Raw genomic sequence first — 12,420 nt, 5'->3', positions numbered from 1 at the left:
CACGGCCCGTCAGTCCCCGGCCGCCGCCCCTTCCCCGTCCAGCAGGCACGCCAGGTGCAGCTTCGCGACCGCCCGTCCCTCCACCAGGACCGCCCTCGGCTCCCGCCCCCACACCTCGAAGCCGCAGGCGGTGTAGAGCCGCAGGGCCGGCTCGTTGCCCTCCGAGACGGTCAGCAGCACCTGCCGCAGCCGCCCGTCGTCCGCCGCCGTGCGCAGCACCTCCCGCACCAGGGCGCGGCCGATCCCCCGGCCGCCCGCGCCGCGGGCCACCGCCATGCCGTACAGCGTGCCCTTGTGCCGCTCCTGGCTGCGCCGCGGCACCTTCAGCCCGGCGGTGCCGACCAGTGCGCCGCTGCCGTCGAAGGCGCCGATCAGGGCGCCCGGACCGTCCTCGGCCCCGGCCAGCCGGCGCAGCGTCGCGGACAGCGGCTTGCCGGCCTCCTCGGCGTGGCTTGAGGTGAAGGCGCTCGGCGTCTCGCGCAGCGCCGCGAGCCGGAAGGCCCGGTACGGTTCGGCGTCCGCGACGCCCAGGCGGCGCAGCAGCACGGAGCGCACCACGGAGTGCGCCGCGGGCCGCCGGTCGTGCTCAGCCGAGACGGACACGGGTGCACCTCGTCACGTACGGCAGGGCGATCTCGTCCCGGCCCGCCAGGTCGGGGTGGGTGGCCAGCAGCTGCTCGACGTCGGCCAGCAGGCGGACCCGCTCGTCCTCCGGCAGCGCGATCACGTAGCTGCGCGAGGCGACCATGTCGACGATCCCGGCCCGGGTGGTGAGGTGCTCCCAGCCGATCTCCAGCCGCTCGGGCGCGCCGAACGGCGCCGGGAGGACGGGCCTGGTGTCGATCCGCTGCCGCGCCGAACGGTGCATCAGCACTCCGAGTGCGGCGGCCCAGGGCTCGGTCTCGTCCCGGACGTTCCACACCAGCGAGAGCGTCCCGCCGGGGGCGAGCACCCGGGCGATCTCCGGCAGCGCGGCCGCCGGGTCGAACCAGTGCCAGGCCTGCGCCACCACCACGGCGTCCACGCTGCCGTCCGGCAGCGGGATGCGCTCGGCCGAGCCCGCCCGGACGGCCGCCTTCGGCACCGCCGCGGCCAGCCGCGCCCGCATCCCCTCGTCGGGCTCGACCGCCACCACGTCCAGGCCCGCCTCGACCAGCATCCCGGTCAACTTGCCCGTCCCGGCGCCCAGATCGAGCACCCGGCGGGCCTCCCGGGGCACCGCCGAACCGATCAGCGCCCGCGGATAGCCCGGCCGACCGTGCTGGTACGCGTCCGCCGCCACCCCGAACGACCGCGCCCGCAGCCGCCCGGCCCACCGCCTGGTCGCCCCCTGCCGCGTCATCCCGCAGGCCCGCCCGATCTCCTCCCAGGTCGCCTCCCGCCCGCGCCGCAGCTCCTCCACCAGCTCCGTCCGCCGCTCCTCCAGCGCCTCGATCACCCCCGACAGCCGCCGCAGCCCCTCCACCCCGCCGCCACCGGCCACATCCTCCGCCACCCGCCGACCAAGATCACCCGTCTCCATGGCCCGGCACTGTACGGACCGCCGACGGAAGCCGTCAACACCCATTGCCCCGTCGCGCAACATCCGTTGCCTCAGCCATGCCACCGGCCCCGGCCGTGATGCGGCCGGGGCCCGTCAACGGCCCGCCGTCACACTGGCCGGAGGGTGAGCACGAACTGCGGAAGCGCCAGCAGGAGCAGCACGGTCCCGGCCTCGATCCAGCGGTACTTCGTCCGGATGATCGCACTGGTACCGGCCAGCGCCGACAGCAGCGGCCCCGCCGGATCGCGCCCCACCCGCTCGAACGCCCGGCGCAGCCCGTCCGAACCCGCCCCCGGGACGATGTGCTCGAAGTACCCCGGCCCGGCTGCCCCGCTGCTCCGCCCCTTGCGGTGGCGCGGCACCAGCACGGAGGCGAAGCAGCCGACTGCCAGCAGGGCGCTGACCACGGCGCTCCAGCGCAGGAGCGGAGCCAGCCAGGCCAGGGAGCCCGGACCGGCGCCGCCGTCCAGGGGGATGAAGGTGGCCAGCACCGCCCCGGTGAAGGCCAGGAACACGGCGGCCTTGGTGTCGGCCCGGACGAGCTCCGCGCTGTTGGCCGCCATCAGGCGCTCCATCGCGGACACGGAGGACGGACTGGACACCTCCATCGGCGCAACGGACCGGCGGGGCCGCCGAGGGACCGGCCTCCGAGGGCTTCTGCCCACGGACCGCCTGCGGGTCCCGCACGGCGGCGGCTCGCGGCGTACGGCTGCCCGGGTCATCGCGGCGCCCCGTTCGGGACGCCGTTCGGGACGCCGCCGGCCCAGCCGTTGACGTAGGTGTGGAGCCTGGTGAAGCCCGGCCCCGGAGGGTGCGGGGGCGCCGGGGGCTGCTGGGCGGGCCCGGGGACCTGCCTCCCGAGGGCGACCAGGCGGTCTCGCAGGATCCTGGACAGCTCCTCCTGCTCCTGGTCCGTCACCTTGCCCAGCATGAGTGCCATCTGGTCCTGCCAGGTGGTCTCGCCCCGGAGCAGGTCGGCGTGGTCGACCACCCAGTCCAAGACGTCGCGCACCTCGTCGGGCTTCCTGGCAAGCCAGAGGGCCGCGAGAGCGACCGGGCCGTCCTGCACCTGGCGCCGGCAGAACGCGTACTCCTCCTGGCTCTTGGCCGTCCAGTCGAAGGGCATGTCCATCGCGTCCGGTTCCCCGAGGCGCAGTTCGTTGCCGTGTTCTCGTGTGGAGACGTCAGCGACGCGGTAGCCGAGTCCGTAGTGGGGCAGGACGTACGGCGCCGCGAGGTACTGCAGCAGCTCCTCGGTGCCCAATCTGGTGCCCGAGGCAGCGAACTGCTCCCTGAGCTGGTGCAGGCGGCCGTCGAGGTCCTTGCGAACCGGTAGCCAGCCCTGGCCGGTCCGGGTCTGTACGACCCGTGCGGCATCGTGAACCCACCAGAGAACGTGTACCTCCAGTGAGACCGTGCCGTACGACGTGGGGAGGCGAACATCCCGCATGCCCGGCCGCTCGTTGAGGTCGACCAGGTAGGCCTGGTCGATTCCGCGCAGTCCCGAGCGCCCGGTGGGTCCGCCCGCCGGTTTCGGGTGGCCCTTCCCAAGCTGGTGGTACACCCCGTGGCGGTCCCCCAGGACCAGGGCACGGTCGCGTCGCCCGGACCAGCGGTGCCAGAGGACCTCCCGCCAAGGGGCGCGGGTGGCCTGGGTGTAGACGGGCGGGTCGTGTTCAACGGTCATCGGGGCCTCCGAAGGCGGGGGTGGGCTGGTAGGGCTGGGGCTCGCCCCGCCGCCAGGCCGCCAGGGCGCGGCGGGCGATGTCGCGGCCGACCAGGTCGGGGTCGTCGCTGCGGTCGATCTCGACCAGCAGCCCCAGCTCGCCGGGGCGCATCTCCTGGGCGAGGGCGGTGAGCAGCGTCTCGACGGGAGCCCGAAGCGGTTCGTCCCAGACCGCTCGGTGACACCAGTCGAGCAACCTCCGGCTGGTACTGGCGAACAGGTTCCGGGAGTTCAGCGCTCGCCTGATGAAGACGAGCACCGCGTCGCCGAACTCACCCTCGGGGCCCAGCTGCTGCCGGAACCACGAGGGGTCGAGGAGCAGCCCGGGAATGGTCGTGAGCGCGAGCTCGGCGTCATGCCCTCGCCGGTCCGCCCACATCATGAGCTGGCGAAACACAGCCGTCTGGTTCCCGCCGTCGAAGAGGCTCTTCAGCGACCAGCGCGCCGTCGCCGCCACCGAGCGCTCGTCGCCCTCCTCCCCGCGGTAGCAGCGCCGGATCAGCGAAGTCGCGGTCTCCGGCCGGGCTGCCCCGAAGTCTCCGCCACACGCGGCGGCCACGGTCGATCGAACTCGCCAGCCGGCACTGTAGCTCCAGCTGTCGACCCGGTGCTTCACCTCTCCGGCGAGGATCGGGTCCTGCGACACGATGCCCAGGGCGTAGGCGGCCGTACTGCGGCTCTGCGCACGGTCGGACCGGGCCAGCTCGTGAATGTGCAACAGTGCTCGGCGGCCACCACCCCAGCCGGCGGCAAGCCCCATCACCCGACCCACGGGTCTGGCCAGTTCGGACTCGGTCCCGGGAACGTTGTCCATCCACTCGGTCAGCAGTCCGGACACCTCACCGTACTGCCGCCACACGTGTCGCAGCACCGTCTCTGCTTGCCGGTGCCGCTTGAAGCGCAGCGGCTCCACCGTGTAGGTGTAGCCCGAGGTCTCCCGCATTTCAGGGGGCAAGCACTCGGCTCGAATGACCTCCAGCAACTCGTCCAGCGAGCGCCGGAAGACGAACCGCGGATTCGGGCGAGCTCCCTCACCGGGTGTGGTCCGCCCCTGTTCACCGTCCCCGTTCGCTTGTGTCACCGCATCGAGGCGACCGTCGGCCAGTTTGAGCAACCGGTCGGTCTCATCCCGGATGATCCGATGGTCAAGACCCTCAAGGACACTCGTCACCAGCAGGAAGGCCAACGCGTCCGGGTCATCGCGGATCTTCTTCAGGAGGTCCGGGACCTCCGTCTCCGCGAGAAAACTGAGTCGCTGGCCGAGGTCGGCCAGGTTGGGACCCTCGTCGCCGGTCCGGCTCAGCGCATCGACGAGCTCCGCGACCTGCGCCGGAACCAGCTCGGGCGCCAACAGCGCTTCCAGGTCGACTTCCAGACGATCCAGCAGTATCCGGCGTCGCTCCTCCTGCGGGACCGCCGCCGCCAGGCGCGCGTCGAACACTTCACGCGGTGTCGGAGGCATGTAGCTCACCGGGCTGATGTCCAGCTCACGGACAATTCGCCGGAGGGTGCCGGGGTCGTGGGGCAGCATGACAACCATGCAGGCATCGGCCTCCTCCAACCGGACCCCCAGGTTGGCAACCGCCGTGGGGCCGAACCGAGCCGTGGGCGACAGGCCGTGCACCAGGTACCCGCGCGCCTCGCTGTGGGTGGGCCGCCAGGAGGACAGGTCCGAGTCGCTGTCGAGTGCGCGCAGCGCCAGGCTCTTCCCACTGCCCTCGAACAGCAGGTTGAGGGCCGTGGTGCGGCGCCCGGTGCCGGGCTCACCGGCCAGGAAGAGCAGGCGGGTGCCGAGCGTCCTCAGCGCTTCGGGGAAGCAGTCCGGCTTCGCGTACCCGGTCTGGGCGGCCAGGATCTCCATCGCGGAGATGGGGCCGTCCTGCGCCTCGACGCGCTCGCCGCTGCCCGGCGCCGCCCCGGCGGCGCCGTTCTCGACGCGCTGGTCTCCGTGCACCGAACCGGTGTTGATGTTGCCGTTCGGCGCGTAGATAAAGGCCCGGCCCGGTCCCCAGGCAGCGAACCGGTCCGCCAGGTCGTCGTCGAAGTCGGGGTCGTCCGCCGCGCCGGGCGGCCCCTCGATGGCCGGGCGCTCGTCAGCGTTCACCGGCGGTGCTCGTTCTTGTCGCCGTTCACGATGTCGCCCAGGTTGCCGTTGATCGTCCCGAACTTCACCCCCTCCACCCGGTCGCCACCGTAGGAGTCGCCGCGCACGTTGGTGACCCGCTGGTCGCCGTGCACCGTGCCGCTGTTCAGGTTGCTGCCGTCGCCCCGCTGGGTCACGACCGTCCTCGGCGCCCGACGCCCCTCCGCCGGCCGGTCCGCCTTCCGGCCGCCGTCCCGTCCCTCCTGTTCCTCGACGACGGCGTCGCCGAGGATCCGGCGGTCGTAGAGGTTCCCGGACGGCGCGGGCACGTAGAGCCACGCCTGCTGATCGAAGCGCTTGCCCTCGACGGTCGCCGGCACCTCGATGAAGTGGTCGGGGTGGCGCCCGGTGTAGCCGCTGACCACCGCGTCCTGGTAGCAGCGGTCGGACAGGATGGCCGCGACGTGGGTGATGCTCTCGTTGGACGCGGCCAGCATGGCCTTCACCGGCCGGGAGTCGAGCAGCCGGTGGGTGTCGTTGCGCGGGGTGCCGTTGCCGTCGAACTCGCCACCGGCGTCCGGGAGTGGGCCGATGTTGAGGCTGACCCGCAGTCGGATGCGTACCGTTCCGACCGAGTGCACGTTGAACTCCGTCAGCACCTCCTGGAGGGTGTTCAGCCAGGGGTGGATCAGGAAGGGCATCCAGCCCGGGTCGAAGCCGAACACGTATCCGTCGCCGGTCGAGTCGGGGAACCGCCGGTCCTTCCAGACCTCCCCCAGTCCGGCCCGCTCGAAGGACCACTTGAGCACCTGCGGCACGGACCTGCTGATCACGCCGTGCTCGATCGCGGGGTACCCGGTGAAGTCCTTGGCGTCCACGGCGACGATGCCCCGGTACGGCGGGAGGTGTCGGCTGCGGCTGTACGGCAGGGCGCTGGCCTCGGGCATCGGCTGGTCGAACTCCGTCATCTCTGCTCCTCGCGGTTTCCCGTGCTGACCTTGCGTCACCCAGCTTCGCGACACAGCGTGGTCCGGTGTGCTCGCTCAGTGCAGAAAACATGTGACGGAGGACACATCGAGGAGTCGGCCCTTCAGTCCGCAGGCGCCGCCGCTCGACGGAGGGCGGGGAGGTCGGCGAGGGTGATGGACTTCCGGCCGGTCTCGACGTGGTGGGCGGCCAGGGCGGCGAGGGCCGTGGTGACGGTGTTGCGGGACACGCCGAGGTGCTGGGCGAGTTCGTCGCGGGTCAGGGCGAGTTCGATCCGGCGGCCGGCCGTCGGGGCGGGGCCGACGGAGAGGTCGGCGAGGGCCACCAGGGTGGCTGCCAGCCGGGGGACGACGTCACCGCCGGAGCGGGCCAGGTCGGACTCGCGCAGCCGACCCATGGCGTAGCGGACCATCACGGGGAACAGCTCACGATCGGCGACGAAACGCAGGAAGGCGGCCTTGGCGAGGACCGCGACCGTGCAGTCCGAGATCGCCTGGACGCTGGCCGAGCGGACGCCGTCGTCCAGGACGGCCACTTCGCCGAGCAGTTCGCCCGGGCCGCGGAAGGCCAGCAGCCGGACGCTCCCGTCGCGCTCCCGGCGGCTGACCTTGGCCACTCCGGCCAGCAGCGCGAGGACGTGGGTGCCCGGTTCGCCCTGGCGCAGGAGGGTGGTGCCGATCGGGTGCCTGCGCTCGAACGCGCCGTCCAGCATGCCCGTCCAGGCCGCGTCGCCCATGAGGTGGCGCAGGGTCCGGCCCAGCGGGCCGGGTGTGCGGCTGTCGTGATCGTCCATGCGACGACCCTAGGAGGAACCCCGGGCCGCACGCATCCGAATCCGGGCCTCGTGGTGCGCACCATCGGCCCGGCCGCGGTGCGCGTGTCCCACGTGCGGGTGATTGCCGGGGCCGTGGTTGACCGGGGTTTGCCGCCGTAGCACGAACTCGTGGGCCGGTGGCCGGACTTGGCGTGGAAACCCTCCGCATGAGCGAATCCGGGGCGGGTCGGCGGCGCGCGGGCGGCGGGGCGAGAAGCCTGGTGGGGCGGCGGTGGCCGGTCCGGGTTGCGACTGGTGTGCGGGATGTCGGTGTTGTCCGACAGGTTGCGACAAGTCGGTTGCGAGACGGTATTTTTGACTTTCAGTCAGGATGTCCTGAACTTGGCTATGCTGCACCACCACGCCTCCGGAGCCGGTCCCCCGTTTGTCCCCGTACTGTTCCGATTGTCTGAGGATGCTGAATGCTTCGAGCTGGATCGTCGCCCACCAGACGGCGCCGAGCGCCCCTGCTCGGCTGGCTGTTGCCGACGGCCGTGATGGCGGCGGCCGTGGCGGTCGCCGCGGCGGTGGTGGCCGCCGGGGCCCGGGCCGAGGTGCTGTGGTGCGGGGCGACGGGCACCGTGCTGGTGGCCGTGGTGGCCGCCGAGTCGGCCCGCCGCGGGCGGGCGCTGAGTGAGTCGCGCGACCGGCACGCCCGGCAGGTCGAGGACCTCCAACGCCGGCTGGCCGGGCAGGAGGACGAGCTGGACCGGCTCGCCCGGGGCGAGATGCGCAGGATCGTCGCCGGGGCCCGGTACGGCTACTCCTTCGACATCCTGACCCGCCCGTTGGAGGAGGGCGACGCACCCGTCTCGCCGAGGTTCCGCCGCTCCCTGGTGGCCGTCGCCGAGGGCGTCGCCAAGGCCGTCGACGACGAGGTCAGCCGGCGCGACTCGGCCGAGCGGGCCTTCGTCAACATCTCCCGCCGGGTACAGGCCATCATCCACCGGCAGGCCAAGGACCTGCGGGAGATGGAGGACCGGCACGGCAACGACCCGGCGGTCTTCGACGACCTGCTGCGCCTGGACCACGGCAACGCGCTGACCGGCCGCCTCGCCGACAGCATCGCCGTCCTGTCCGGTGCCCGCCCCGGCCGCCAGTGGACCCGTCCGATCGCGCTCTACAGCGTGCTGCGCGGCGGCATGTCCCGGATCCTGGAGTACCAGCGGGTGGACCTGCACCCGGTGGCCCAGATCTCCGTCACCGGACCGGCCGTCGAACCGCTGATCCACGCCGTCTCCGAGTTGCTCGACAACGCCACCCGCTACTCCCCGCCGCACACCCACGTGCACCTGAGCGCCTCCGAGGTGCAGAGCGGGATGGCGATCGAGATCGAGGACGGCGGCCTCGGCCTCACCGACGAGGCCCGGTTCCGCGCCGAGCGCTCGATCCGCGAGGCGATGGTCTCCAAGGACTTCGACGACCTCACCGAGTCCCCCCGGCTGGGCTTCGCCATCGTCGGCCGGCTCTGCCAGGCGTACGGCTTCCAGATCTCGCTGCGCCGCTCCGCGTACGGCGGCGTGCGGGCGGTGCTGGTCGTGCCGCAGGAGCTGCTCACCACCGCGCCGCCGACCGGGCGGGCGCACGGGATCGGCGCATTCTCCGGCCCCCGCCCGCTCCCCCCGAACCCGCCCCGGCACGCGGCCCCCGGCCGCCCCTGGGGCGCCCGGACGACCTCCGCCGGCGTCGGGCCGTCCTACGGCTCGACCAACCCGTGGGGCCCCTCCGGCCCGGGCGCCGGGGACGACGAGGTGATCGTGACCGAGTGGACGCCCAACGGCCTGCCGCAGCGCCGGCGCAGCCGCCCGATGGTGCCCCGGGGCGGCTACGGCGGGGCCGCGCGCGCCGCCGCCCAGCCCGCCGGGCCGATGGCCCAGCCGTCCGGGACGATGCCCGGGTCGATGCCCGGGTCGATGCCCGGCCCGACGGCGGGGCCGATGGCGGGACCGCCGGCCCAGGCGTCGCGCCCCGCGAGGGAGCCGAAGCAGCCCGGCCTGTGGCTGGAGGACTTCATGAACGGCATCAAGGGCACCGGTCCGAGCCCGTCCGGGCCGGGCGGCACCGGACGCGGCACGGGATCCGGACACACCGGCGCCGCAGACACCAGTGAAGACACGGCAGGGAAGGGCGAGCAGTGATTCCGCACCGCAGCAACATGGACTGGATCCTCAACGACCTCGCGCACAGCGTCCCGTGCGTGCGCCACGTCATCGTGCTGTCCGCCGACGGCCTGCGGATCGCCCAGTACGGCACCGACTCGGACACCGCCGACCGCCTCGCCGCCGCCTGCGCCGGGCTGCAGAGCCTGGCCGGCGCGATCGGCCACGAGTTCCCGCACGGCGACGGCTCGATGCGGCTGGTGGTGATCGAGGTGGACGGCGGCTACTTCTACCTGATGGCGGCCGGCGACCGCGCCTACCTCGCGGTGCTCGCCGAAGAGGGTGTGGACGCCGGGCTGGTGAGCCACCAGATGCGCGACCTGGTCGCCCGGATCGGCGAGCACCTCTCCACGCCGCCGCGCAACCCCGAGGCGGTCGCGTGAACGGGCACCCGGCCCGTCCCGCCGCGACGGGTTCCGGCGGCGGGACGGGCACATGAACGAGCACAGTGAGGCGGTGGCATGACGGCCGAGCAGGGTGGCTGGGACGGCCCTGAGCCGGACCGGCTGTACGTGATCACCCGGGGCCGCAGCGGCCCCGCCGGACCGGGGGTCTTCGACCTGGTCACCCTGATCGTCTCCCGCGCGGAGCCGACCCCCGCCCACCAGCCGGAGCAGGCCGCCATCCTGCGGCTGTGCCGCTCCCCGCTCTCGGTCGCGGAGGTCTCCGCGTACCTGGAACTGCCCGTCAGCGTGGTCATCGTGCTGCTGGCGGACCTGCTCGACGACGGGCTGATCGAGGCCCGCAGTGCCGCCGTGCCCGCGGCGGAACTCCCCGACCGTGCCCTGTTGGAGGCGGTGATCCATGGACTTCAACGGCTCTGACACGGTGGTCGGGCCGGCCGGTGCGGACGTGCTGCCGGACACCGTCACCACGGCGGTCAAGGTGGTGGTCGTCGGCGGCTTCGGCGTCGGCAAGACGACGCTGGTCGGCTCGGTCAGCGAGATCCGCCCGCTGACCACCGAGGAGACCATGACCCAGGCCGGGGTCGGGGTGGACGACCCGACCGGGGTGGAGCAGAAGACCTCCACCACCGTGGCCATGGACTTCGGCCGGATCAGCATCAGCGACCGGCTCGTGCTGTACGTCTTCGGCACCCCCGGCCAGGAGCGGTTCTGGTTCCTCTGGAACGGCCTGTTCGAGGGCGCCCTGGGCGCGGTGGTGCTGGTGGACACCCGCCGGCTGGAGGTCAGCTTCGAGGTGATCGGGCGGCTGGAGGAGCGCGGCGTGCCCTTCGTGGTGGCCGTCAACGGCTTCGCGGAGGCGCCGGCCGTTCCGGTCGACGAGCTGCGGGGCGCGCTGGACCTGCCGCCCGAAGTGCCGATCGTCACGTGCGACGCGCGCAGCCGGGAGTCCGGCCGGGACACCCTGATGACCCTGATGCACTACCTGTACGAGCTGGCCGCCCCGTCAGTCCCGGCGCCGTCGGCCCCGGCCCCGGCCCCGGCCCCGGCCCCGTAGCCCGTACGACCGGGCGAGCGTACGACCGCCCGTCACCGAACCCCATCCGCGACCGGAGACCTCCTTGACCACCCCGTTCCCCGAACCCGCCGGCCCCGCCCACGTGTCGGCCGCCGTTCCGCCGCCCGGCTGCCCGGCCCACGCGAGCGGCGGCGCCGTCTCCCCGACCGGCCCCGGCGGCCTGCGCCGGCTGTACGGCCCGGAGGCCGAGACCGACCCGGCGGGCCTGTACGAGAAGCTGCGCGCCGAGCACGGCGAGGTGGCCCCGGTGCTGCTGCACGGCGACCACCGGGCCTGGCTGGTGCTCGGCCACGGTGCCAACATCACCGTGATGCGCACCCCCTCGCTGTTCTCCCGGGACTCGCGCCTGTGGAGCGCCTTCCGCAACAACGAGGTTCCGGCGGACTCCCCGCTGCTGCCGGTGGTCGCCTGGCAGCCGATCTGCGTGTTCGCGGACGGCGACGAGCACCGCCGGCTGCGCGGCGCCCTGCTGGACGGTCTGAACGGCTTCGACCGGCGCGGCATCCGCCGCCACGTCCGCCGCTTCACCACCGACCTGGTCCAGGTGGTCGGGCCGACCGGGCGGGCCGAGCTGATCTCCCAGTTCGCCGAGCACCTGCCGATGCTGGTGATGACCAAACTGCTCGGCATGCCGGACGAGTACGGGCCGCAGCTGGTGACCGCCGCCCGGGACCTGCTGAAGGGCACCGAGACGGCGATCGCCAGCAACGAGTACGTGGTCGCCGGTCTGCGCCGGACCATCGCCATCAAGCGGGAGAGCCCGGGCGACGACCTGACCAGCCGTCTGCTGGCGCACCCGGCCGGGCTGACCGAGGACGAGGTGATGGAGCACCTGCGGGTGGTGCTGCTGGCCGCGAACGAGACCACCGTCAACCTGATCGCCGACTCGCTGAAGATGGTGCTCACCGACCCGCGCTTCCGCGCCCACCTCTCCGGCGGCCAGATGACCCTGGGCGAGGCGCTGGACCAGGTGCTCTGGGACTCCCCGCCGATGTCCCTGGTGGCCGGCCGCTGGGCGACCGCCGACACCGAGCTGGGCGGGCAGCGGATCGGCGCCGGGGACCTGCTGCTGCTCGGGCTCGCGGCCGGCAACGTCGACCCGGTGGTCCGGCCCGACCTGACGGCACCGCTGTACGGCAACCGCTCCCACGTGTCCTTCGGCGCCGGGCCGCACGAGTGCCCCGGCCAGGACATCGGGCGGCACGTCGCCGAGGCCGGGATCGACATCCTGCTCACCCTGCTGCCGGACGTCCGGCTCGCGGTGCCCGAGGAGGAGCTGACCTGGAGCTCGGCCTGGATCTCCCGTCATCTGACGGCGCTGCCGGTGGAGTTCACGGCCCGCGACATCGAACCGGACCCGGTCTCGGTGGCGGAGGCCGAGCAGGCGGAGGCGGAGCAGGCCAGGGCGGAGCACGCGGACGCTGCGCCGCGTCGGGCGGAAGCGGACCGGGCGGACGCGGACCGGGCGGCACCGGCCGTCCCGGCGGCCCGGGGTGCCGAGCGCGCCGGGCCGCCGGGGCAGGCGGCCCCGACGGTCCCGGCGCAGCGCCGCAGTTGGTGGGACGCGCTCACCGGCCTGTTCCGGCGCTGAGCGGCCCGGTCGTACGGGTCGGCAGGGACGGGCCC

At 73.4% G+C, this 12,420-nt stretch carries 12 protein-coding genes; 5 read left to right on the top strand and 7 right to left on the bottom strand.

The features are described 5' to 3' along the window. Nucleotides 1–9: 9 nt before the first annotated feature. The 7 genes from ACGF0D_RS32125 to ACGF0D_RS32095 form a co-directional block, all read right to left on the bottom strand. The gene (locus tag ACGF0D_RS32125) at nt 10–603 is read right to left on the bottom strand and encodes a GNAT family N-acetyltransferase (RefSeq protein ID WP_392922205.1); all 594 of its coding nucleotides are present in this window, start codon (nt 601–603) and stop codon (nt 10–12) included. Next, nucleotides 587–1,522 carry a class I SAM-dependent methyltransferase gene (locus ACGF0D_RS32120; RefSeq protein ID WP_392922203.1) on the bottom strand — a complete coding sequence of 312 codons (936 nt, stop codon included), beginning with the start codon at nt 1,520–1,522 and terminating at the stop codon, nt 587–589. Before ACGF0D_RS32120 ends, ACGF0D_RS32125 begins: the two co-directional genes overlap by 17 nt. Before the next feature lie 128 nt (nt 1,523–1,650). Next, a complete protein-coding gene (locus tag ACGF0D_RS32115) occupies nt 1,651–2,151 on the bottom strand; it encodes a Pycsar system effector family protein (protein WP_392922201.1) in 501 nt (166 codons plus the stop codon). 110 nt (nt 2,152–2,261) lie between these two features. Continuing rightward, nucleotides 2,262–3,230 carry a hypothetical protein gene (locus tag ACGF0D_RS32110; RefSeq protein ID WP_392922199.1) on the bottom strand — a complete coding sequence of 323 codons (969 nt, stop codon included), beginning with the start codon at nt 3,228–3,230 and terminating at the stop codon, nt 2,262–2,264. Next, nucleotides 3,220–5,373, bottom strand: a complete 2,154-nt coding sequence (locus ACGF0D_RS32105; RefSeq protein ID WP_392922197.1) for a hypothetical protein — start codon at nt 5,371–5,373, stop codon at nt 3,220–3,222. Before ACGF0D_RS32105 ends, ACGF0D_RS32110 begins: the two co-directional genes overlap by 11 nt. Further along, entirely contained in the window at nt 5,370–6,320 is a 951-nt protein-coding gene (locus tag ACGF0D_RS32100; RefSeq protein WP_392922196.1) for a hypothetical protein, read from the bottom strand. The genes ACGF0D_RS32105 and ACGF0D_RS32100 overlap by 4 nt, the downstream gene beginning before the upstream one ends. A gap of 122 nt (nt 6,321–6,442) precedes the next feature. Continuing rightward, nucleotides 6,443–7,132, bottom strand: coding sequence for a Crp/Fnr family transcriptional regulator (locus ACGF0D_RS32095; RefSeq protein WP_392922194.1), 690 nt, complete (start codon nt 7,130–7,132; stop codon nt 6,443–6,445). Nucleotides 7,133–7,575: 443 nt separating this feature from the next. Here ACGF0D_RS32095 and ACGF0D_RS32090 point away from each other — a divergent pair, with 443 nt between their 5' ends. From ACGF0D_RS32090 to ACGF0D_RS32070, 5 genes are all read left to right on the top strand, one after another. Continuing rightward, the gene (locus tag ACGF0D_RS32090; RefSeq protein WP_392922192.1) at nt 7,576–9,291 is read left to right on the top strand and encodes a sensor histidine kinase; all 1,716 of its coding nucleotides are present in this window, start codon (nt 7,576–7,578) and stop codon (nt 9,289–9,291) included. Between the two features lie 17 nt (nt 9,292–9,308). Next, entirely contained in the window at nt 9,309–9,695 is a 387-nt protein-coding gene (locus ACGF0D_RS32085) for a roadblock/LC7 domain-containing protein (RefSeq protein WP_392922190.1), read from the top strand. 78 nt (nt 9,696–9,773) lie between these two features. Next, nucleotides 9,774–10,136: a DUF742 domain-containing protein gene (locus ACGF0D_RS32080; RefSeq protein ID WP_392877276.1), complete on the top strand. Its 363-nt coding sequence runs from the start codon at nt 9,774–9,776 to the stop codon at nt 10,134–10,136. Beyond that, nucleotides 10,117–10,773 (top strand): ATP/GTP-binding protein, encoded by a 657-nt coding sequence (locus tag ACGF0D_RS32075; protein WP_392922187.1) that lies wholly within the window; start codon nt 10,117–10,119, stop codon nt 10,771–10,773. Before ACGF0D_RS32080 ends, ACGF0D_RS32075 begins: the two co-directional genes overlap by 20 nt. 64 nt (nt 10,774–10,837) lie before the next feature. Then, nucleotides 10,838–12,385, top strand: a complete 1,548-nt coding sequence (locus tag ACGF0D_RS32070) for a cytochrome P450 (RefSeq protein ID WP_392922185.1) — start codon at nt 10,838–10,840, stop codon at nt 12,383–12,385. Nucleotides 12,386–12,420: the final 35 nt, after the last annotated feature.

The sequence above is a fragment of the Kitasatospora sp. NPDC048298 genome, assembly GCF_043201465.1.
In the GTDB taxonomy this organism is placed as follows: Bacteria; Actinomycetota; Actinomycetes; order Streptomycetales; family Streptomycetaceae; genus Kitasatospora.
Note: the sequence above shows the minus strand (reverse complement) of the source record. Positions and strands in the feature narration are given on the sequence as shown.